This is a genomic window from Flavobacterium terrae, assembly GCF_900142035.1.
Lineage (GTDB): Bacteria > Bacteroidota > Bacteroidia > Flavobacteriales > Flavobacteriaceae > Flavobacterium > Flavobacterium terrae.
Window position 1 is genome coordinate 91,975 of sequence record NZ_FQZI01000005.1, and the last position, 23,067, is coordinate 115,041.

General features: G+C 30.6%; 21 protein-coding genes and 1 other RNA gene. 9 read left to right on the forward strand and 13 right to left on the reverse strand.

Going from position 1 to position 23,067, the window contains the following annotated elements; translation table 11 throughout:
• Window positions 1-49: 49 nt before the first annotated feature.
• From BUC09_RS12310 to BUC09_RS12320, 3 genes are all read left to right on the forward strand, one after another.
• Complete coding sequence (locus BUC09_RS12310; RefSeq protein WP_073311904.1) at window positions 50-364, forward strand: hypothetical protein; 315 nt, start codon at window positions 50-52, stop codon at window positions 362-364.
• Window positions 365-366: 2 nt separating this feature from the next.
• The gene (gene creD / locus BUC09_RS12315; RefSeq protein ID WP_073311905.1) at window positions 367-1,710 is read left to right on the forward strand and encodes a cell envelope integrity protein CreD; all 1,344 of its coding nucleotides are present in this window, start codon (window positions 367-369) and stop codon (window positions 1,708-1,710) included.
• A 106-nt stretch (window positions 1,711-1,816) separates the two neighbouring features.
• Window positions 1,817-3,367, forward strand: coding sequence for a tetratricopeptide repeat protein (locus BUC09_RS12320; RefSeq protein ID WP_073311906.1), 1,551 nt, complete (start codon window positions 1,817-1,819; stop codon window positions 3,365-3,367).
• Between the two features lie 35 nt (window positions 3,368-3,402).
• Here BUC09_RS12320 and BUC09_RS12325 read toward each other — a convergent pair whose 3' ends face one another.
• On the reverse strand, window positions 3,403-4,773 hold the full coding sequence (locus tag BUC09_RS12325; RefSeq protein WP_073311907.1) for a M28 family peptidase: 1,371 nt from the start codon (window positions 4,771-4,773) through the stop codon (window positions 3,403-3,405).
• 156 nt (window positions 4,774-4,929) lie between these two features.
• Window positions 4,930-6,135 carry an NAD(P)-dependent oxidoreductase gene (locus tag BUC09_RS12330; protein ID WP_073311908.1) on the reverse strand — a complete coding sequence of 402 codons (1,206 nt, stop codon included), beginning with the start codon at window positions 6,133-6,135 and terminating at the stop codon, window positions 4,930-4,932.
• A 160-nt stretch (window positions 6,136-6,295) separates the two neighbouring features.
• Between BUC09_RS12330 and BUC09_RS12335 the strand changes: the two genes are divergently transcribed.
• Both BUC09_RS12335 and ssrA read left to right on the forward strand, forming a co-directional pair.
• Complete coding sequence (locus BUC09_RS12335; RefSeq protein ID WP_073311909.1) at window positions 6,296-7,507, forward strand: serine hydrolase domain-containing protein; 1,212 nt, start codon at window positions 6,296-6,298, stop codon at window positions 7,505-7,507.
• Window positions 7,508-7,542: 35 nt separating this feature from the next.
• Window positions 7,543-7,939, forward strand: a transfer-messenger RNA (tmRNA) gene (gene ssrA, locus BUC09_RS12340).
• 50 nt (window positions 7,940-7,989) lie between these two features.
• Here ssrA and BUC09_RS12345 read toward each other — a convergent pair.
• Entirely contained in the window at window positions 7,990-8,676 is a 687-nt protein-coding gene (locus BUC09_RS12345; protein ID WP_073311910.1) for a Crp/Fnr family transcriptional regulator, read from the reverse strand.
• Between the two features lie 235 nt (window positions 8,677-8,911).
• Between BUC09_RS12345 and BUC09_RS12350 the strand changes: the two genes are divergently transcribed.
• The gene (locus BUC09_RS12350; RefSeq protein ID WP_073311911.1) at window positions 8,912-9,349 is read left to right on the forward strand and encodes a hypothetical protein; all 438 of its coding nucleotides are present in this window, start codon (window positions 8,912-8,914) and stop codon (window positions 9,347-9,349) included.
• A gap of 144 nt (window positions 9,350-9,493) precedes the next feature.
• Here the strand turns inward: BUC09_RS12350 and BUC09_RS12355 are convergent, their stop codons facing one another.
• Window positions 9,494-12,364 (reverse strand): M4 family metallopeptidase, encoded by a 2,871-nt coding sequence (locus tag BUC09_RS12355; RefSeq protein WP_073311912.1) that lies wholly within the window; start codon window positions 12,362-12,364, stop codon window positions 9,494-9,496.
• Window positions 12,365-12,556: 192 nt separating this feature from the next.
• Between BUC09_RS12355 and BUC09_RS12360 the strand changes: the two genes are divergently transcribed.
• Window positions 12,557-13,369 carry an OmpA family protein gene (locus tag BUC09_RS12360; protein WP_159432951.1) on the forward strand — a complete coding sequence of 271 codons (813 nt, stop codon included), beginning with the start codon at window positions 12,557-12,559 and terminating at the stop codon, window positions 13,367-13,369.
• Between the two features lie 7 nt (window positions 13,370-13,376).
• The gene (locus BUC09_RS12365) at window positions 13,377-13,994 is read left to right on the forward strand and encodes a hypothetical protein (RefSeq protein ID WP_073311914.1); all 618 of its coding nucleotides are present in this window, start codon (window positions 13,377-13,379) and stop codon (window positions 13,992-13,994) included.
• On the opposite strand, the gene BUC09_RS12370 is transcribed toward BUC09_RS12365, so the two are convergent.
• The 6 genes from BUC09_RS12370 to BUC09_RS12395 form a co-directional block, all read right to left on the reverse strand.
• A complete protein-coding gene (locus BUC09_RS12370) occupies window positions 13,995-15,044 on the reverse strand; it encodes an o-succinylbenzoate synthase (RefSeq protein ID WP_073311915.1) in 1,050 nt (349 codons plus the stop codon).
• A gap of 11 nt (window positions 15,045-15,055) precedes the next feature.
• Window positions 15,056-16,264, reverse strand: coding sequence for a tetratricopeptide repeat protein (locus BUC09_RS12375; RefSeq protein WP_073312051.1), 1,209 nt, complete (start codon window positions 16,262-16,264; stop codon window positions 15,056-15,058).
• A gap of 144 nt (window positions 16,265-16,408) precedes the next feature.
• A complete protein-coding gene (locus BUC09_RS12380) occupies window positions 16,409-17,086 on the reverse strand; it encodes a metal-dependent hydrolase (RefSeq protein WP_073311916.1) in 678 nt (225 codons plus the stop codon).
• A gap of 10 nt (window positions 17,087-17,096) precedes the next feature.
• Window positions 17,097-18,026: a 1,4-dihydroxy-2-naphthoate octaprenyltransferase gene (menA, locus tag BUC09_RS12385; protein WP_084127253.1), complete on the reverse strand. Its 930-nt coding sequence runs from the start codon at window positions 18,024-18,026 to the stop codon at window positions 17,097-17,099.
• A gap of 6 nt (window positions 18,027-18,032) precedes the next feature.
• A complete protein-coding gene (locus tag BUC09_RS12390; protein ID WP_073311918.1) occupies window positions 18,033-18,413 on the reverse strand; it encodes a hypothetical protein in 381 nt (126 codons plus the stop codon).
• An 11-nt stretch (window positions 18,414-18,424) separates the two neighbouring features.
• A complete protein-coding gene (locus BUC09_RS12395) occupies window positions 18,425-19,264 on the reverse strand; it encodes a 1,4-dihydroxy-2-naphthoyl-CoA synthase (protein WP_073311919.1) in 840 nt (279 codons plus the stop codon).
• Between the two features lie 312 nt (window positions 19,265-19,576).
• Here BUC09_RS12395 and BUC09_RS12400 point away from each other — a divergent pair, with 312 nt between their 5' ends.
• The gene (locus tag BUC09_RS12400; protein ID WP_073311920.1) at window positions 19,577-19,765 is read left to right on the forward strand and encodes a hypothetical protein; all 189 of its coding nucleotides are present in this window, start codon (window positions 19,577-19,579) and stop codon (window positions 19,763-19,765) included.
• A 295-nt stretch (window positions 19,766-20,060) separates the two neighbouring features.
• On the opposite strand, the gene BUC09_RS12405 is transcribed toward BUC09_RS12400, so the two are convergent.
• The 3 genes from BUC09_RS12405 to menD form a co-directional block, all read right to left on the reverse strand.
• A complete protein-coding gene (locus BUC09_RS12405) occupies window positions 20,061-20,894 on the reverse strand; it encodes a CvfB family protein (protein WP_073311921.1) in 834 nt (277 codons plus the stop codon).
• Window positions 20,895-20,979: 85 nt separating this feature from the next.
• A complete protein-coding gene (locus BUC09_RS12410) occupies window positions 20,980-21,321 on the reverse strand; it encodes a DUF2853 family protein (RefSeq protein ID WP_073311922.1) in 342 nt (113 codons plus the stop codon).
• 92 nt (window positions 21,322-21,413) lie between these two features.
• Complete coding sequence (gene menD / locus BUC09_RS12415) at window positions 21,414-23,066, reverse strand: 2-succinyl-5-enolpyruvyl-6-hydroxy-3-cyclohexene-1-carboxylic-acid synthase (protein ID WP_073311923.1); 1,653 nt, start codon at window positions 23,064-23,066, stop codon at window positions 21,414-21,416.
• Window position 23,067 lies beyond the last annotated feature (1 nt).

The window sequence follows — 23,067 nt, forward strand, 5'->3', positions numbered from 1 at the left end:
ATTTTTTAACTATATACTTTGAATTTCAAAGTTCTTTTAAATATGTAAAATGAAAACAATTAAAAACATTCCCTTTTCAACCATATTTGCTTTAGGCTCATTTGGTATTGGCACATTACTCTTTATTTCTTATATGATTTTTCAAAATTTTAACATTATAGTAATTGGTTTTTTCTATGTATATGCAGCAGTAATTTTAAACATATTAGTACTACTCAATTTACTATACCAATTATATTCAAAATCAAATAAAGAAGATATTCTTATCAGGATACTAATCCTTGTAAGCAATATTCCAATAGCATACTTCTATTATATAATAGTCGATAATAAATTCAACAGTTTACACCCTTTTAATCAATAACAATGGAAACACAATTCAATCAACAAAAAAACAGTTTTTTTCAGTCAACAACAGTAAAAATGGCTATGGTAGGCTTTCTAACCTTAATTCTACTTATCCCATTAGCATTTGTAAAAGATTTGATTTCAGAGCGTTCAAATCGTAAAAAAGAAGTCGTAGAAGAAGTATCAAACCTTTGGGGAAAAGACATTTATTTTTATGGACCAATTTTAAAAATTCCATACAAATCGTATGACGAATACAATATTACCAATCCTAAAACTGGAACAGTAACTATTGAAAAGAAAGTAACAACTAAAAATGCATATTTCTTTCCGGAAAACTTTAGCAACAAAACAAACACGAAGAAGAACACATCTTTAAAACGTGGGATTTACAACAATGTAGTTTTTACTGCCAATATGAATTTTCAAGGAAACTTTGGTAAACTAAATTTTGAAAAGCTTGGTATCAAAGCCGAAGATTTACTTTGGAATCAAGCTTCGATAGTAGTAAAAACAACAAACTTAAAAAGTTTAAAAAGCGATTTAAACATTGCATTGAACAATCAAAAAATGAATTTTGAATCTAAATCAGATGAAGATAATTTCTATGGTACTTTAGAATCAGATAAATTCGATTACAATACTTTAAGTAAGAACAATGCTTTAAACTTCAAATTTGCCATGGAATACAACGGAAGTAAGAGTATCAAGTTTATTCCAATTGGTAAAAAAAGTACGGTTAGTATAGATTCTGATTGGGATTCACCGAGTTTTGAAGGTGCTTTTGCTGCAAATGACACTACAAAAACGATTAACAAAAAAGGCTTTCATGCTGATTGGAAGATTCTTGATATAAACAGAGCTTTTTCACAACAACATCTTGAAAAAATTCCGAACCTAAATGAATATGCTTTTGGAGCAAAATTCATCGAAACCGTTGATGAATACCAACAAAACGAACGTGCATCAAAATATGGTTTTTTAGTTATAGGGCTAACATTCTTAATATTCTTTTTAATTCAATCTATTAGTAAAATAAGTATACATATTTTTCAATACTCGATGATTGGATTGGCCTTAATTATGTTCTACACTTTACTAATTTCAATTACTGAACATTCGAGTTTTACATTAGCTTATATAATTGCTGGATTAGCTGTAGTTGTTATGATTGGATTGTATTCAAGATCGATGCTCAACAATAAATTTGCTGGTTTTATTGCGATTGCATTAACTGCCTTATATACTTTTATCTATGTAATTATTCAGTTAGAAAGCTATGCATTGTTAGTAGGAAGCATAGGATTATTTGCAATCCTGGGTGCAGTAATGTATTTCTCTAGAAAAATTGAGTGGAAGTAATTTATTAAAGAAAAGCGCCGTTTGGCGCTTTTCTTTTTGAACAATAGTATATTACAAATACATCAGATTAACAGTTTTTTCTCATCTTTGTGTAAACTTACTATTTATGCTCAATAAACTACTTTTAACGATATTCATCTTAATTTTCAATCAAAACCTTTTTAGCCAAACCTATACTTTTAAAAAAAAGTTTAATTCTGATGATCGTATAGAATTCTTGGGCTTAACAAAAGAAATCTTTGAAATAAACAAAAATATTTCATATAATGTTGGAAATTACGATACTGCACAATTTGAACAAATAAAACCAGTTCAATACAATGATGATTATTTAAAAAAAATACAAACAGAATTAGCCAAAGACTCACTTAACGCAATAACACTAAGCAATTTTGCAAATTATTATTCTAACACCGGAAACGGTTCTTTGGCTAAAATTTATTTTACAAAATCACTCAAAAATTGGTCACTAAAAGCCAAAACAAAAAAAGATAGTGCCTTCTATTATTCTTTCAAAGGAATTTTAGAAATGAATTTAGAAAAAGAGAATGCAATTGAAGACATAGAAAAAGCATTAGAAATAAATCCTAAAGATTCTATTGCACTAAATTTTTATCCAATATTCTTGATACAAAAAAAAGAGTTTTCTAAAGCAAAAAAAGTATGTTCAACAGCTTTAGAAGATCCAAAAAATGAAAACCCAGAAATAGCTTATTTATTTTTTAGCTTGGGAGTAATATTCGAAAACATGGAAAAAGTTTTTGATGAATCAAAAAAAATAGAGAATAGAAAAAAAAGTTACACTGAGTTATTTGATTACAAAAGCATTGAAAATGCATCTGCTCTACATCAAAAAAACCAAAGAATACTATATCTAAAAAAAATGATGGATATTTTAGGGTTGACTGTAAAAATGCTAACCTTTGAGACAACACCCGACAACAATGTAATTAGGGATTATGACAAATTTGAAATTAAAAAAATCAATCAATTAAAATTAGATTTTCAAGAGTTATTAATTAAAAAGAAAATAAATCCGTACTCAGCAAACAAAAGCCTTGCAATGCTATATTTCTTTACTAATGAAAACGAAAAAGCTATTGAACACGCAAAAAAAGCAATTACTATTTTCCCTGATTCAAAAAGAACAAGCTATTTTAATTCTGATGAAGTTTATGAATTATTACAAACTTTATATTTAACCAAAAAAGATGATATTAATTTTGAAAAAACATTGAAAGAAAAAATAGAAAAAACCTCTAAGCATCAAAAATCAATAAATGATTATACCAACATGGCATATCTCTATTTATATAAAAATGATTTTGAAGAAGCCGAAAATTGGTGTAATAAGGCCCGTGAAATTGATCCTGACAACTTTAAAGCACTTTCACTATTAGCACATCTAAAACTAATGAAAAATGGTTTAGAAAGTGGCATAGGCCAATTTTATTTAGGACAATCTTCAAAACAAATAAAAGATGAGAGTGATAATTTCAATCTTTCTATCCAAGCAGCGACATATATGATACTTTATGGTAATAATGCGAATGCTAAATCAGCCTATGATAATATCGAAGCCTGCAAAAAATTAGTCCCTAAAAAAACTGGATTTTGCGATGAGTTAATTAATTCTTATATTCAAATAAACCCATAAAAAAAGTCTGACATAGTAGTCAGACTTTTTTATATCTAAATCCCATACTTATCTATTAAATAAATCAACGAAGTCATTGTAGCTGCACCAAGTTCTAACTCTCTTTTATTGACCGCATCAAATTTATCATTAGCTGCATGATGATAATCAAAATAACGCTGAGAATCTGGTCGCAATCCTGCTTTTACAATTCTTTTTGAAGTTAAATCCTGAATATCTGAACCTCCGTGGCCTTTGATAAAACTATGAATCAAATAAGGCTCAAAAAGTGTTTTCCAATCTTGAATTTTGTTAAAACTTGTATCATCTGCTTCTAATGAGAACCCTCTTGGTGTAAATCCACCTGAATCACTTTCCATGGCAAAAATGTGATTCTCATTATTTTTTAAAGACAACTCTTGATACTTATCTCCTCCTCGCCCCCCATTCTCCTCATTCATAAACATCACTACTCTAATAGTGTTTTTAGGTTTATAGCTTAGATTTTTAAAGACATTTGCAACCTCTAAACTCTGTACACAACCAGCACCGTCATCATGAGAACCATCGGCTAAATCCCATGAATCTAAATGACCTCCAACAACTATGATGTTTTCTGGCGTTACAGTTCCTGTAATTTCTCCAATTACATTAAATGATAAAACATCACTCTCTTGATAACATGATTGTTTAAAATAAAATGTCAAATTTGGATTTTGTTTTAACTGCTTACTCAATATTTCAGCACCATTTGTGCTAATAGCAGCAGTCGGGATTCGTTGTTCTTTGGGTATGTCTCCATAACTGGTGCCGCCTGCATGTGGAAAATCATCCAATCTAAAATTTAACGATCTAACAATTGCCCCTACAGCTCCATATTTTGAAGCTTCTTTTGCTCCAGATCTTCTCTGATCACCAGCATCACGATAGGAATGAAATGCTTCTACATTAGCTGGATTCATAGGTCTATTAAAAAAAACTATTTTCCCTTTTATTTTTTCTGCGCCTAATTGTTCTAATTCTTTTAAGGATTGTACTTCTATAATTTCTGCTGTAACTCCACTTTTTGATGTAGCTATGCTTCCTCCTAGAGCGCAAATAGGAACTTGAATCTTTTTCCCTTTAATTTTAATATATGCCTCTTCCTTTTCTCCTCTAACCCATTTTGGAACCATTACTTCTTGCAAATACACTTTATCAAAAGCACCAGATTCTTCCATTTGCTGCTTAGTATATTTAACTGCTTTTTCAGCACCAATTGATCCAGACAATCTATGACCAATAGAGTTTGACAAATACTCTAATTGAGCATAACATTTAGAATTAGTTAAGGCTTGATTGTAAATGGCTTTTAACTGTTCTTCATCTGAAGTTTGTGAAAATCCTAAAGAAGAAACTAATATCGATAAAAGGGTTATTCTTTTCATTTGGGTTGTTTGTTTTCTCAAAAATAATTCAGTTTTAACTGATGACCTACTATTTTAGACAGATTTTTTATCAATGTCAAAAGAAATAAAAAAGCCTCAAAAATTGAGGCTTTAAAGTTTAGTTTTAGTATTTTGATTATCGATTTTTTATAAATCTTATTCTTTACCATCAACATAATTTTGAAGGTATTTAAACTTGTCTGTTAGTTTACCATCTTTACAAATTACGGCTCTTGATAAAATCCCATCTTTATCATTGTTATAAAAAGCAGGAATTACATGTTCCAAAAACATCTCTCCAAATCCTTCACTAGCATCTTTAGGCAATTCACAAGGTAAATTATCAACCGCCATAACCACAATTGCTGCAGGGTGATTAACATCTACTTCTTTATCTTCGCTAGGATAATAACCATACAATGGTTCTGCAATAGTTGATGCTCTTAATGTACAAGCTATTGGACCTGCCACATCACAAGAAATATCTGCGACAACTTTAATTTTATTGTCAGCAGCATTCAACATATCACGAGTTAAAATTACTGGAGCTCCATTTCCATAAAAATGTCCAGCCATAAAAACATCAGACACTTTTGTAAAACGTTCAAAATCTGAAATATAATCTTGTGGATTTGTATAAAAATCGTTTTTATCAGAAGGTTTACCATCTTTACGTTTGTTGTAATCTAATACATCAATTTGAGTGTAAACTGGTTGAGTATATGTTTTTGTCAAATAATCTTCAATAGAAACCTGCTTGATCTTCATATCATCAAGTATTTCCTTAGCCCCCATCCCTACTTTACCATGACCAGTTAAAACAATTTTAATGGGTGGCAACATAGGACGACGTAAACGTTCTACAAGAGCTACTTTATCTGGTAAAGTTTCTGCTTTAGGTAAATTAAACAATTCATATTTAATTCCAAAAGCTCTAAAACCATTATATGCGCCTACAATTCCAGCATATCGTCCAAAACCAATCAAACGGTGGTTAGAGGCATTTACAATAGTTTCATGATCAATTAACTCAATGTTTTTCTCTAAACAAGCCACTAATAGCTTTCTATTGTATGGCTGCTTTTTGATGGTATGAGAAAAGAAAAAATATTTCTTATTTGGGATTAAAGCCTCTACTGGTACTTCTTTTACACCAATTAGAACATCACAATCAGAAACATCTTCACTAACTTCAAATCCTAATTTTGAATATTCGGCATCAGGAAAAATTCTAATATCTGAAGATTCTACTTTTATTTCAGCCATAGGAAACTGATTTTTAAGTTTTACTAATTCCTCAGGTGTAAAAACTACTCTTCTATCTGGAGGGTTTTTTCTTTCTTTAATTAAACCGAATTTCATATAAGTATTTGATTTTAAGACAACTGATTATTATAACTAATAATATATCAATTGTTACAAATATAACACTTTAAAAATCTTTTACAACCCTAAATAAAATTGTTTACCGTATTTTATTTCCTTCATACTTTATATATATTTGCTTCTTACCCTTTGAAAAATGACTAATAAATATACTGTAAATATTATCCTACTATCGTTTTTTTTAATTATCTCATCTTCATGTAGTGAGAAAAAAAAGGAAATTAAATTAAAAAAAGAGAAAACTAAAGTTGGATCCGTTTATGCGATGCTCCCTTTTGAAAACAATCTTCCCAAGATTAACAAAACAGAAGAAAAAAGATTACAAAATACAATTCAAGAGTTTTATAAGAAAGTTTATATCCCTAATAATTTTTCAGGAAGTATGCTCGTTGCAAAAAATGGACATATAATTTACGAAAGTTATAGAGGCATGTCTAACTTTGAAGAAAAGAAACCAATAACAGCAGAAACTCCAATACATATAGCTTCTCTAAGTAAAGTGTTAACAGCTACTGCCATAATGCTTCTTATTGATTCTAAACAAATCAAACTAGACCAAAAAGTAAATACCATTCTTGATGATTTACCATATGAAGATGTGACTGTTAGAACTTTACTAAACCACAGAAGCGGCATTAGAAATTACAGCTATTTTACAGATAAGAGTAGTGAATGGAGTAAACGAGATACTTTACGAAATAGTGATTTAATCCCTTTTATAAATAAATTTAATGTAAACCTAGAATTTAAGACCAATTCTAGATTTAGTTATTGCAATACAAATTATGCTTTACTGGCCTTGATTATTGAAAAAGTAACTAAAATGGATTATCGCACAGCCATGAAAGAATTAATTTTTGAGCCTCTTGATATGAAGAACACCTTTGTTTTTGATTTAAAGAAAGATTCAAAAACAGCTAGTCATTCATATAAAGGGAATAAAATAAGATATGCCTACAATTACTTGGATGATATTTATGGTGACAAAAATATTTACTCAACTCCAAGAGATATACTAAAATTTGATATGGCTACTTATAGTCCCTCTTTCTTGAACAAAGAATTACTTTCGGAAATATTTAAAGGTTACAGTTATGAAAGTAAAGGAACAAGAAATTATGGTTTAGGCATTAGACTTTTTGAATGGGAAGATGGAAAAAAAATGTTTTATCATAATGGTTGGTGGCATGGCAACACTTCTGCATACATCAAATTAAAAGATGAAAAAGCAACACTTATCTGTCTATCAAACAAATACACCAGATGTACTTATCGATTAAAACTTCTTTCTTCATTATTTGGTAATTATCCTTTTGAAATAAAAAGCAGGGAAGAAAGTTTGGAATAAAATTTGATATAAATTTAGTACTTTTGCAGAATACTGGGGTCGACTGGTTTTGACAGCGAGTGGAATTAATCAGTAAGCATGTTGAGCATTGAGGTGTTGCTCATTAATATAATGTCTCAAACTTTTAAACGGCGAAAATAATTACGCTTTAGCTGCTTAATCCGAATTATAGTACGATTTGCCTAGTCCCGACCAGGTCGGGAAGCTAGATTCTCCTCAAAAGCCTTGGTTTATGGCGGTTGATTTAGGGGAACCGTAAAAGTAAACCTAGAGAAGGTAATGCTTTAAATCCTTCTTGACACTTATAAAGCTAAGCATGAGGTTGCTGTTCTTGGCATCGCCTTTTGTCGAAAATCTAATCAAGAACTAAACATGTAGAAAGCTTTTTGATTGCTTGTTTGGACGAGAGTTCGATTCTCTCCGACTCCACAAAAAACCCTGTAAAAAATTAATTTTACAGGGTTTTTATTTTTAGAATATTATTAAAAACCTTCAGCTATAATAGATAATAATTTAGTGTCAATAATTTCTATAGAACGTCCATTATTTTCTAAAATCCCTTGAGATTCAAAAAAACCAATTACTCTAACCACTGTTTCTTCTGATGTTTCTGAGTATCTCGCAATATCAGATTTTGTAATGGTTATTTCAGATTTTTCATTTTCGTCTCTATATTTTTCATTTAAAATCAATAAAATGAGTGCTATTTTTTCTTTAGCAGATTTATGAGATAAGGAAGATATTATGTTTACCCAAACATTAAACTCAAAGCTTAAAATTTTAACCAAATTAAAAGATAAATTGGGAGCCCTTTTTGATATATCAATAAATTTTTCTCCTTCATAAATTTCAATTTCACTTTCTTCCAAAAAAATTGCTGTTACCGGATGTTTTTCATTACTGAGCAATGGTCTGAAACCAAAAAATTCTCCCTGTGTATATATATATACTATTCTTGTTTTACCATCTTGATTAAGCTGTTCAATTTTAACCTTTCCTTTAGTAAGTCTATAAACTGCTTTAGGCTCACTTCCTTCTTCGTATAAAATATCATTTTTGGAAAACGATTCTAAGCTTTTAATTTCTTCCAATTCCAACATAGATTCTGGCTTAACATTATCTAAAAGTTCATTACTCTTAAATGAATATTTTGAAAGTATAAAAGTCATAGGTAAATATTTTTTATTTATTGACCGTCGTCAATATTTAGTAGTTAAAGGTAATCTAACTTTGTAACAAAGTAAAATACAATTCACAAAATTATTACACAGAACATCTAATTTTCGCTGATTTAAAAAACTATTACTGGCAAGGTATGGCTTATTATTAAGATCTATTATGCAACAGTACTGGTTTTTATTTTTTTAAATCAAATAGAAAATTTTAAAAAATTAATCTGATAACATGAAAAAAATTATTTTTTTATCATTACTAATTGCTATCCCTACATGCACTATTAATGCACAAAGCAAAACTATTTCAAAAAGTATAATTAGCCCTTCAGCAGTACTTAAAAAATATCACGAAAAAGGTGAACTTGACGGTATGCAAAAAGGTGATTTAGTTGATTTGTATGTTGAAAGAATAAAAGTTATAACTAATAAACTACCTTTCATCGCCTTAACAAATAAAAGAGGTGTTACGATTAACGATGTAGGAATTCCTGATAGTCCAGAAAACAACAAAATATTAGACAAGCAACAACAAACAATAAGAACTTTTCTTTCAGAAACAGAAACTTTTGAAAGAACATTAACTCCTTTTGCAGATAAATCTGATATAGTTGATGCTATCTTGTTTTGCGAAAACATACTAAAAGAATTAATGTTAATAAGAGAGTAATTAACACAAATAGCCTAGAAAAGCTAAACCCTGGACTAAAATAAAATTCAGACATCTTACTCTTTATAACTAAGTATAATTATTTATTCAATAAAAATCCCGCTTTAAAGCGGGATTTTATTATTTATAACGATTTATTAAATATTATTCTATAATAATTCTTCTCGCTTCTTTTTTACCAGCACTTTCTATATTTAAAATATATACACCAGAAGATATTGTATTTAAATCTATTTCTTTATTGAAAACAGCTCCGTCAGATTGATATGACTTATTATAAACCGAGCGTCCTCTAATATCAAAAACCTCTACTTTAACCTCATCAGAGCTAGAAAGAACTACATTAAATTTGCCTTTAGAAGGATTTGGATAAACTACAAATTGTTCAAAACTATTTTCTTCTCTAGACAATGTACCTTGAACAACAAAATTATCAATTATTACACCTTCTTGATTTGCAGCATCATCTGATACAAAAGTAAATCTAAAAATTGCATTTGAAGGATTCCCTAATGAAGTTAAACTATGTGAATAGTTACGCTTATTACCATTAACTCCAGTACCACCAGAAGGAGCAGTAGCATAGTCGCCAGTCCATTGTTTACCTATACAATTAAAACAATCTGTTCCATTAGGTAAACGAGAACTATTATACCAATTTGAATCTGCTGAAGTACCAAGAACATTCCAACTTACTCCTGAATCTGTAGAATACTCGAAATAAATGATGTCCCAATTTGATTCTAAATCAAAAGCCATGTCAAAACTTACCGATGGATTTACAACATTAGATAAATTATAACACTGTGATACAAGATAAGATGTTGTTTTATCAGGATAATTTCCAGTTAACTTAGTAGCATACACCTTTGATCCATCAACTGCATTTGTTAATAATGTTTTATTAACATTCCCTCTTTCCCAAACAGAATTAGTTTTACCATTTTGATCAATCGAAACTAATGCATCTGAAGTATTTTCAAAAGTGTTCGTTGCACTAATTACTCCGTTGTCATTAACCGTTACATAAGCTGTTTTAGAATTATTATTTAAATATGTATCACCCGCTAAGGTTACAGTAACTAATATAACATGAGTTCCTCTTGATAAAGTTCCCAATGCAACTGTGTAGTTTTGAATTGGATTGGTACAAACAGATAAAGCAGAACCTGTCCAAGGAATTGATATTTGAGTACCACCATCAACAGAATATGTAATAGCTGCTGAAGATATCGATGGTGAGTTAAAATTTTGCAAATCAAATGAAAATGAATGAGATGCACCACAAGCAACATTAGAATCTCCGGTAATAGAACTTAAATTTAAATCCAAATCTGTATATTTAGAACCAAGATTTACTGCAAACCATGAATTTACAGTAGCTATATGTTCTGCTGAACCACAACCAAATAAGTTTTTAGCAACCGTTGATGAAAGATCACGAGCATCAAAATAAGTTGAATTTGGTGTTAAATAATCCCTCTCAGTAAAATAAGCAATTTGAGCTGCTTTTAACATACCTATACCTGTAACAGAATACGTATCTCTTTCAGCTATTGGGGCATTATTTGTACCTGAACCTCCAACTGTTAATAAATAAAACCAATAATTTAGAACACCACTATTTTTATGAACTCCTCCATTGTCACCTGTACCCGTGTACCAATTTGTACCATTATAACAGTTTGGATCACCTTTACTATTTGGATTAGACATTGATCTTAAACCACCTGTTGTAATATCTTCACCAACAATCCAAACATTCGAATTAATTGTTCCTCCCATAGAACCAGTTCTTCCATAATGTTCAATGCATGCTCCCCATATATCAGAAAAACCCTCATTCATTGCACCAGATTGGTTAGCATAAACTAAATCAGCTGTATAGCTACAAACTGCATGTCCTATCTCATGCCCACAAATATCTAATCCCGTAAATGGCTTTGTAGAACTTTCTCCGTAATCCATTGTACTACCATTCCAATGAGCATTTGCCCATGGTCCTGGAGTAGCTGGCGCATCATCATAATGTACGTAACTTCTTATTTGTGCATTATTGTCATCAAAACTATTTCTATTAAAAATATTTTTCCAAAAATCATATGTCTTTTCAGCTCCCCAATGTGCATCTAGTGCCGCATTATCTTTAGTTGATGAATTTGTTGCATAATTACCCGTATTCCAAGTATTATTTGTGTCTGTAAAATGAGTAGTACCATGACTATTTGTTCCTCCTGCATTATATGTCACAATACCATTACCTCTTGTATTATCCTGAAGTACATATTTGTTTAATCCCGCATTAAAAGTAGTTTCAATAGATTGATTACCACTATATCTCGTAGGTACAGTAGTTGCAACCATTTGCTCAAATTGATCAGTAACTTTATTTACTTTAATATTTGAATTTTCACTTTCCAAACTTAGATGTTTGATTATAGGGTTCTTAAAGAGAATTTCTCCAGTATGAGCATCTACATAAACCTCATTTCTTGAAGTAGGTGAAATAGCAAAAATATCATATTTATAGGCTAATCTAATTTCATCTGAATTTATTTTTGGAAAAATAACCAACTCTCCCTTAGGCATTTCATAATTTAACTCTTTAGCAGATTCCGCTTCTTCCCATAAATACTTTTCAGCATTTACATTCTTTTTTGCTAAAATTAATCCTTGAGCTGGAGTTATTGAAGGTTCAATTTTTAAACCTTTAGCATTATACAACTCTCCATTAATACTTTCAACTATACCATTGCGAGAATGTGTAATAAGTGTTCCATATTCAACTTTTAATCCATTGAAGTATTGCTGATGTCTCTGATGACTCATTCCTGAAATATCTACTGTTTCTTTTTTGGGAAGAAAAGTGGTATTTGCATCAAGCCCATAAGAATCCATGAATTTTAAAACCGCTTCATCTTTTGTAGTGTTGTAATACGCAATTTTATTTTGATTTTTTTGAGCGTAAACCCCAAATGATAAAAAAGCAAAAAAAACTATGTAGTTATTTCTCATTATTTATGGTTTTTGGTTTTTTTTGCGAATATATTAAAAACAAATCATTTAAACATATAATTTCTTAAATTTGAATTAACATTAAAACAACACTTAACTATGTCTAAAACAAAACTTTATTTATTAGGCATTATAATAACTATAGTTATTGGATGTTTTTTATATCCTCGCTTTTGTTGTGAAAAATGCAAAATGACTGACTCTAAAGAAAACAAGATTGTAACTCCTAAATCAATCAATAGTTTTGAAAAGAAATTCGAGTTTTCTGATGAAACCTTAGAATATTCGTGTGAAACGAACTTCAACTTTGAAAAAGATAGATTCAATTATTCTCCTCCCACTGACTCTTGCATAAATATTGGAATTGAAAAATTAAAATCATATCTATCTAAAAACAAAGAAATTAGATTAGAGATTACGGGATACACAAACATTACTGAAAAAAACACTTCTGCATTTCCAAACCTTGGTTTTGCGAGAGCAAACGATGTAAAAAATTATTTTATATCTAAAGGAATTCCGTCCAACAGATTTGAAATTAATGGAGAAATAAAAAATAATTTAAAAATAGTCGAAAAAAGAGTCATTGGCCCTATCAGTTTTAAATTAAGCAAAACACAATCTTTTGTCAAAGCTGAAAATTGGAACGAAATTAAAGACAAATACTCATCTACTCCTTTAGTGTTGAATTTTGATTCAAATCAAACTGAAATTTCATTATCTGATTCTGAGAGAGAAAGCATGGCCGAAATTGTAAAATATATTGACAATGTCGCTAATTCTAAAATAATTTGTACTGGTCATACTGACAATAGTGGTAATAGAATACGAAATATTGAATTGGGACTTGAAAGAGCCAATTTTGCTAAATATTATCTTATAAAAAATGGAATGTCTGAATCTAAAATAGAAACTTACTCAAAAGGGCAAGACGAACCTATTTCTGATAATTTGACTCCAGAAGGAAAAGCAAAAAACAGAAGAACTGTTATAACATTAAAATAGCAATATTATGAGTATACCTTGTTTTTTAATACCAGTATTAGTAGGCCTTATTAGCGCCTTTCTAGGTTATTTATTAGGTAAGATGACAGCAGGTGGTAGTGATCTTAATCTAAAATCTAAGCTAAAAGATTATGAAGATGAAAATGAAAAACTAAACAATCAATTGTATTTACTACAAAAAGAAGAATCAAGAGCTAATTCTACTAATTTACAAATTGAACTAAACGAATGCATTTCTAAAAATAACAAATTACAAGCTGAAATTGAAAACTTAAAAAACAAACACATAAGTCATTCATTTGTAAGTACCCCTGAATTTATCATTCCTTTTGATGCTGAATTAGCTGCTTCGGTTTATGGCAAGAAAATAAAACATGATGATTTAAAGATAGTTGAAGGCATAGGCCCTAAAATAGAAGAACTATATCATAATGCTGGAATAAAGACTTGGAAAGCGTTATCTGAAACTCCTATAGAAAAATCTAAAGAAATATTAATTGAAGCTGGCGAAAGGTTTTTTATTCATAACCCTTCTACATGGGCTAAACAAGCATTACTAGCTTATCAAGGAAAATGGCAGGACTTGAAAGACTGGCAAGACAGCTTAAATGCTGGAAAAGAGTAGTTATTTCAAAAAGCTCTGAACATCAATATTCCAAGGTATAGAGGTTGAATATCGTAATTTACCATCTACAACTTCTAATGGAGATTCAAAATTATTAGTAAAAAGTGAACCAGTACCAAGCCCTTGGGGCATATTAGTATCTTTTGTAAAAGTATACTGCGCTATGGCATTAAGTCCAATATTGGATTCTAATGCTGAAGTTATCCACCATCCAATATTATATTTTTCTGCTAGAGCGATCCATTCGTCAGTTCCTTTAATCCCTCCAACAAAACTTGGTTTTAAAATTATATATTGAGGTTGTATCTTTTTTAGTAGATTTTCTTTGTTCTCAAAGCTAAAAACACCTATTAGTTCCTCATCCAATGCAATGGGTAATTTTGTTTCATGGCATAATTTTGTCATTACTTCAATTTGTTTTTTAGCGATAGGCTGTTCAATACTATGAATACTTAACTCTGAGAGCAAATCTAATTTATCCATCGCTTCTTCTGGTTTGAAAGCACCATTTGCATCTACTCGTATTTCTATTTGGTTTGAAGTGAAGTTTTGCCTGATAAACTTCAGAAGTTCTAACTCTTTTTCAAAATCTATAGCACCAATTTTAAGTTTAATACAGGTAAAGTTTTGATCTATTTTTTCTTGAATTTGCTGCTTCATAAAAGACTGCTCTCCCATCCATATAAGACCATTGATTGGGATAACTTTATTACCAGAAGTAAACTCTGATGGAAATAAAACAAAAGTATCATCATTTTCTAACGATAAAAAAGCCATTTCTACACCAAACTGGATAGATGGAAACTCTATTAATGATTCCCAAAGCAAATCTTTACCCAATGAAATATTCTCACAAACCCATTGTAGCTTCTCTTCATAATCTGGTCTATCATCTACTGAAAGTCCTCTCAGAATTCCGCATTCTCCTATTCCATACTTACCTTGATTTTCAATTATAAGAAACCAAGTTTCTTTTTGGTTTAAAATACCTCTAGAAGTTCCTGAAGGTCTTTTAAAATCTAAAACATATTTCTTATATGAAGCTTTCATTTTATGAAAAACTAGTTATAAAGTCTCCAAATCTTTTGAATATTGTCCTGTGGAAGATTCGTTTTTTTGAATTTATCCAAATCGTTCACAGCCTTGTTTTTCCATGTTTGTTTTGCAGAAACATTTTGGTTCATGTATTTTTTATGAATTTCCTTGGCTTTAGAAACCTCATCCATAAACATGTAAACATGAGCCAAATTCATTTGAACTTTTAATTCACTTGAGTCTAAATTTTCAGCGGTTTTAAGAGCTTTTAATGCTTTATCAAATTGATTCGACTGAATATATAATTCCGCCAAAGTATTATAATTTAAAGCAGTTGCACTAGGCTTTGCAATAATTTTATTATTGATCAAGTCAATACCTTCTTCTGTTTTACCTTCTTTAGCCAGTTTTAAGGCCATTTTACATATGATATCGTTAAAAACAGACGAAATCCCTAAAGCATTGAATGCTTTTTCTTCTGATTCTTGAATGACTATTTTCTTTTCTTCTGAAGCCAATTTTTGAAAATCTTCAAAACGGTATGCTTTCGAAATTAAATCAACTGTTTTGTATCCTATTTCAGACTTTTTAGAGTCATTCATTGTTTGTAAAACCCCAATAGAATAAACTGAAGTTAAAACCACTTGCTTATTCTTTTGTGACCATCCGCGGCTTGCTACATTATCTACCCATGGCACGATTTCAAGAACAATTTTTTCGTTCATCAGCCAGTTTTTATTTTCGAATGCAAACCAAACATTTTTAGTTTCTTCTTTAATACAAGTTGATTTTGAAGAAACTACTTTAGCGTCTTTACTTACTGGATTGGGTTGATACAAACAAGCTGTTTTAAAATCAGAATTTTTAGAAAATTCATTTGCTTTTGCTTCATCAGTAAAAACGGCATAAATACATTTATCTGAACCAGAAATAGACGATACTAATGACAAGGCTCCTCCTGTTCCTTTACCTATAAAATAAGGATCTGGAATGGCTTTAAGTGTTGATGCCAAATCATCAACCATTTTTTGATTTTCGTCTAAAAGTGTAATGCGATAGACGAATTCGGTAGTTCCAACAGGAAAATCTTCAGATTTGATAATGATTTTATCTCCCGCTGATAGTTTTATTTCTTTATTCGTTATTCGTTGGTTGTCCCAATATCCGTTTACATCTTGTGATTGAGCAACACCAACTGAAAAAAGTATAAAAATTGAAAATAATTTAAATTTCATTGTTTTGTTTTTGGTATTTACCAGCAATTTAAATGCCAGTTTGCAATAATTTACTAGCCCCGATGGAAACGGCATCCTTTTTTAAGTTCATTGTGCGTAGTCGAAATGAACAAAAAAGATACAGTGGACAGCGGGAAATAGCTCCTATAAATCAATACTCTGTCCTATATCAAGCAACATAAGATCTTTGCCCGCATCAAAAAACTTTTTGATGGCTTCTTCATGGTTAATTTCGATAAAACCAAAAGTGTCGTAATGGTAACCAAGCACTTTATCACAATCAAGGAAATCTGATGCTACAATAGCATCATCTATATCCATTGTAAAATTATCACCTATTGGTAAAATTGCTAAATCAAGTTTGGTTCGCATAGGAATAAGTTTCATATCGAAAGTCAATGCGGTATCTCCTGCGATGTAAATGTTTTTATGTTCTCCTTCGATTACAAAACCTCCAGGATTACCTCCATAAGTTCCATCAGCAAATGAACTTGTATGAATTGCATTTACATATTTTACATTTCCAAAATCAAAATCCCAACTTCCTCCATGATTCATTGGATGGTATTTAAGACCCTTTGCGGCATAATGCATTGCAATTTCATAATTGGAAACCACTACAGCATTAGTTCTTTTACCAATTACCTCAACATCGAGTACGTGATCATTGTGTGCATGAGTAACAAGAATATAATCGGCCTTAATCGAATTGATATCTATATGAGAAGCTTTAGGATTTCCTGTAATAAAAGGATCAACTAGAATATGTTTACCAGACACCTCAATTCCTAAACATGCATGACCGTAGAAAGTGATTTTCATAATTTTTGATTTAAAAAATTAAAACCATTGCTAATATGATAGATAGTAAAAATGTGCTTATTGCCAACTTTTTAAGTTGTGGGTCCAATCTACGATTATCATCACAATAATACACCGTTTTTAAATGGCTTAACAAAGGAAAATAAGCCACTAAAAAAGCATATTGATCCCATCTAAAACCTATTCCGTTATATATAGCAGCAAAAACAAGAACTAATAACATGGCTCCTCCTACAAGAAAATAGTGGTAGAACTTAGCATTCTTCCCTCCCATTTTTACTACTAGTGTATTTTTACCTGAGTTCTTATCTGAAATCTCATCACGCATGTTGTTCAAGTTTAAAACCCCTGTACTCAACATACCAATTGCAGCTGCTGGTAAAACCAATTGCCAATCGAATTGTTTAGAATATAAAAAATTTACACCAAGAGTACTTACTAACCCAAAAAAAACAAAAACAAAAACATCTCCAAACCCTTTATAGCCATAAGCAGAATCTCCAACTGTATATCTAATTGCTGAAGCAATAGCTACTATTCCTAAAATTAAAAAGAATAATGAATATAATAGATATTTATCATGAAACGAAACATATATTAGAAGCACTGCCGAAATAAAGGTTAGCAATGCTGTAATGTACATTGCTTTTTTCATTGCTTGCGGTGATATAGCACCACTTTGTATAGCTCTTTGCGGTCCTACTCTTTCATCGTTGTCAGTTCCTTTTACACCGTCACCATAATCATTGGCAAAATTTGACAATACCTGAAAACCAATAGTAGTTAATATTGAAAGACCAAAAATCTTCCAGTTAAAAACTTGGGTAGGAGTTAAAATATCATTTGTAGGGTTTGCTAAAGCATATAAACTGCCTACTAATATTCCCGATACAGACAATGGTAACGTACGTAATCGAGCTGCTTCAATATAAGATTTTATCATTTTTTATAAAATTCCATAGATTATTAATATTCCCATTATAATAGAAATTGGCGCAAAAAAACTTAAATATATTGGCTTCAATTTTTGGGATGCATAGACTGAAAATTTATTGTGCTTTTTAATAGGAACTAGCATTAAAATTAGAGCAGAAATAATTAAAAAATACCCAACATACGTATAAACAAAATCGTATTTTGTTTTTACAAACACAAAAGAAATTCCTATAATTAATCTAGTTATTAATTCGGCATAATTGATGAACAATGTACTTCCTGCTAAAGCTATAATTCTTTTAACCTTTTCAGGATTAACGAACATCATAAAACCAGACCAAACAAGGAATAAAGCAAAGACTGTTAAAATAACAAAATATAAAATGTTCATACTTTAAAAAATTATGGCAACCATTTTTTCTCGAAGTTAGGTTTTCTTTTCTCAAGGAAAGCATCTCTACCTTCTTTTGCTTCTTCAGTCATATAGGCTAAACGTGTTGCTTCACCAGCAAAAACTTGTTGACCCACCATACCGTCGTCAGTTAAGTTCATGGCAAATTTTAGCATTTTAATAGACGTTGGTGATTTTGCCAAAACTTCTTGTGCCCATTCGTAAGCAGTGTCTTCTAATTCATCGTGAGGAATTACAGCATTTACCATTCCCATTTCGAAAGCTTCCTGAGCCGAATAGTTTCTTCCTAGAAAGAAAATTTCACGAGCTTTTTTCTGTCCAACCATTTTAGCTAAATAAGCAGAACCATATCCTCCATCAAAACTAGTTACATCAGCATCTGTTTGTTTAAAAATAGCGTGTTCTTTACTTGCTAGAGTCATATCACAAACTACATGAAGAGAATGTCCTCCTCCTACAGCCCATCCTGGAACTACACAAATAACTGCTTTTGGCATAAAACGAATTAATCGTTGCACTTCAAGAATATTTAATCGGTGGTAACCATCATCACCTACATAACCTTGATGCCCTCTCGCTTTTTGATCGCCTCCACTACAAAACGACCAAACACCATCTTTACTAGATGGTCCTTCTGCAGATAACAAAACCACTCCTATCGAAGTGTCTTCTTGTGCATCATGAAATGCTACTAATAATTCGGCAGTTGTTTTAGGTCTAAAAGCATTTCTAACATCTGGTCTGTTAAATGCAATTCTAGCAACACCATTACATTTTTTATAGGTAATGTCTTCAAACTCTCTAGCGGTTTTCCACTCTATTTTACTCATTTTTTATATTATTTGGGCGTTCCCACGTCTTTGTCGTGGTCGGGCTTTTTGCAGTGCAAGGCACTTAGCTGCAATCCCTAACGCATATTCAACTTTAATTCAATTTCATGGTAAAATTAAATTATTTACGCTAACTAAAATAGTGTTATAAAAAGAAATCTTACAAGTTTTAATCGAAATGTTAAAATTGAAAAAAAACGAAGAATATTTACTTTTATGATTTAAAAAATGACTATTTTTATATAACTGAAAATCAACAAATTGCAAGTTGATTTTATAAGTTCACTGATTTATTAATTTAAAACGAAATTATTGAGAAAATCTGTTTTAATTGTCGCTCTTACATTTGGTGCATTGCTTACAAGTTGTAACAAAAAAGTAGAAGAAACTACTCAAGAACAAATGCCCACTGAGGAAATAACACAAGAGGTTGTAGATAGTACTCAAGTTGATACAGTAGCAACTATGGTTGAACCAAAGGATTCGATTAGTAAACCATAATTAAGACTTCAGTCCTTAAAATTATTAATAAACCACAGTTAATAAAGCGAATATTGATTTTGTACTAGACAATCCCCCCAAGTTGTTTTAAGACAAGAACAAAAAAATGGAATAAGAAGAAGGTTAATGTTAACGATTACCTTTAGTGAAAGAAATTATTCCGAAAAGTTTATTTAATTTTTTGATTAGTAAAGATGTTATTATCACTTTACGTATGTTATCGGTTACTTCAAAGAGTAAAATTGAGGTAATTTGAGAAAAATGCCAACTGGTTAAAGGTTGGCATTTTTTGTTATTATTCTTGAATTAAATAAATTCCGTCTTCTTTTATATCAATAAGCTTTTGCTTGTAAAGTGTACCTATTGCTTTTTTGAATGTTTTTTTACTCATTTTAAGTACTGTCTTGATATCCTCAGGGTGTGAGTCATCATTTAAACGTAAAAAACCTCTACTTGCTTTAAGTTCATCTAAAATGTATTGAGCACTTGGTTCTACTTTATCAAAACCTAACTTAGTTGCAGAAACATCTATTTTCCCATCTGGTCTAATATTTTTTATGTAACCAATAATACGATCACCTGTTCTCAAATCATCATATACTTCATTTTTATACAAGAGACCTTTATGCTTTTCGTTTATGATTACATTGATACCAACTTCGGTAATATGAGAAACAATTAAATCTACCTCTTCACCTACTTCAACAGAAATTTCTTTGTTATCTAAAAACTGATTAGTTTTACTGGAAGCTACTAATCTTTTGGTTTTCTCATCAATATACATGTAAACCAAATAGCGTTTTCCTTGCTCCATAGGTCGTGCCTGCTCTTTAAACGGAACGAATAAATCTTTTTCCATTCCCCAATCCATAAAAGCACCAAATTGGTTGGTATAATTCACTCTTAACAACGCAAATTCATTCAAGAAAATATATGGCTCTAATGTTGTAGCAACTGGTCTTTCTTCATGATCTAAATACACAAAAACTTCAAGTTCATCACCTACTTCGTATGTTTTTGGCACATACTTGTTGGGCAATAAAACATCATTCTCACCATCTGTTAAATACAAACCTACTTTTGTTGTTCGTGCTATTTTAAGAACATTAAATTTTCCTATATCAATCATTTTCCAAATATAAAGCGACAAAGGTACAAACTTAAATCAATAAAAAAACCACGCTAACGCGTGGCTTCTATATAAAACATTACTATCACTTGTAAACACTTTCCTTTTTAAAGTGAACAGCTAGTAAATAATAAACAACTGCCCTATATTTATTTTTATTAGACCTTCCATATTTTTCAATAACAGCATCAATCGCTTTGTCAAGATCAGGTCCATCCTTTAAACCCAACTTTTTAATCAAAAAATTGTTTTTTACAGTATCTAATTCAGATTGCTGAGTACCTGAAACTGTCGCGGCATCAGGATTGTAAATTGATGGTCCGCATCCTACTACAACTTTAGTCAATAAACCCATGTCTGGGGTAACACCACATTTCTCTTTCAAGTCTGCGGCGTATTTTAGAATTAATTCATCTTTTTTACTCATAATTGTATAGTTTTTTATTTTATGTATTTCAAATTTAACATTTAAAAAACTAATAATGAATTATTTAAAAAAAAAAAAAAAAAACAACTTATCTACTTTAACTTTTTAAAATAGTTCAATAAAATTTGATCGTTGATTTTTGTTGGAGTAAAAACCTCTAAAATGGATTTTGATTTTCGATTAAAAAAATCACTCAAATTTTCTTCCAAAGAAATATTGTCTGAAGCAGTATGATATTCAAAATGGAACATTTTCGCTAAATGCTCTGCAGTTAAACAATGAGAAGTTTCAAAATATCTATTAAAAGTATTCGTTTCTTGGTGACCTGGTAAAATTCTAAAAATACCTCCGCCTCCATTATTAATCAAAATGATTTTAAAATTCTCTGGAATGTATTCGTTCCACAATGCATTACTGTCATACAAAAAACTTATATCTCCTGTAATTAGTATCGTTTGCTTATTATTCACAACAGAAGCTCCAATTGCAGTTGATGTACTCCCATCGATACCACTTGTCCCTCTATTACAAAAAACCGAAATGTTTTTATCTATAGGGAATAATTGTGCGTAACGAATAGGAGAACTATTACTTATTTGTAATTGTGCATTTACTGGAATTGCCAACAAAATTTTCTCAAACACTTTTAAATCCGAAAACTCAATTGATTTTAGGTAATCTGAGTGCTTAAAAGCCCTTTCATTCCTAATTGACAGTGCATTAGTTTGATAGTTTGATGAAGATGTAATTGTTTTAGGCAAAAATTCTTCAAAAAAACTATTTGGAGATACTTCAAAATGTTGAGTCAAACTATCAAAGGTATTGTAAGCACGTAATTCATCTATATGCCAATGTTCCTGCGGTTTGTACTTTCTTAAAAAAGCTTTCACTCTTTTTGATACAATCATTCCGCCAAAAGTGATTAAAATTTCTGGCCGAAATGCTTTAAAATCCTCATCCGTAAATGGCGTTATTATAGTATCAATATTGGTGATAAAATTATCATGATGCGCATTTGAAGTCACTTCGGTCATTACCACAACTGAAGAATCCTTTCCTAAAACATCTAAATACTTTTGGTCAACAGATTCAGGATCATTACCTCCAACCAGAATCATTTTTTTAGATGATTGATTCCATAGAGCAGCAAACTCATCTAAATTAGGTTTTTCTTTCTTTTCTGGAACCAAATTAACCAAACTAGGCTTTACCAAAAGCTCTTCGACAACTTCATATAAAGGCTCTTCAAAAGGAACATTAATATGAACCGGTCCTTTTTTTGAAGTTGCTAAAAATAAAGCTTCCTGAATTTTTAAATCGTTTTCTTCAGATGCTTCTTCCAGCAAATTAGCATTGTACAAAATATGATTGGCATATACGTTTTCCTGACGTATGGTTTGTCCGTCGCCAATGTCAATTTTATCATGAGGTCTATCTGCCGATATAACAATCAAAGGAATTTGATTATAAAAAGCTTCAGCAACTGCGGGATAATAATTAAGTAAAGCCGATCCCGACGTACAAACTACTGCTACAGGCTTTTGCAATTGTTGTGCGATTCCTAGAGCAAAAAAAGCGGCACATCGTTCATCAGCGATACTATAACAAGTAAAAGACGAATTATTTGTAAAACCAATTGTTAACGGTGCGTTTCTGGATCCTGGAGAAATTACTATATGTTCAATTCCTTTAGACTTAAAAATTTGAATAATGCTTTGTGCTAAAGGTATTTTTGGGTAAATCATT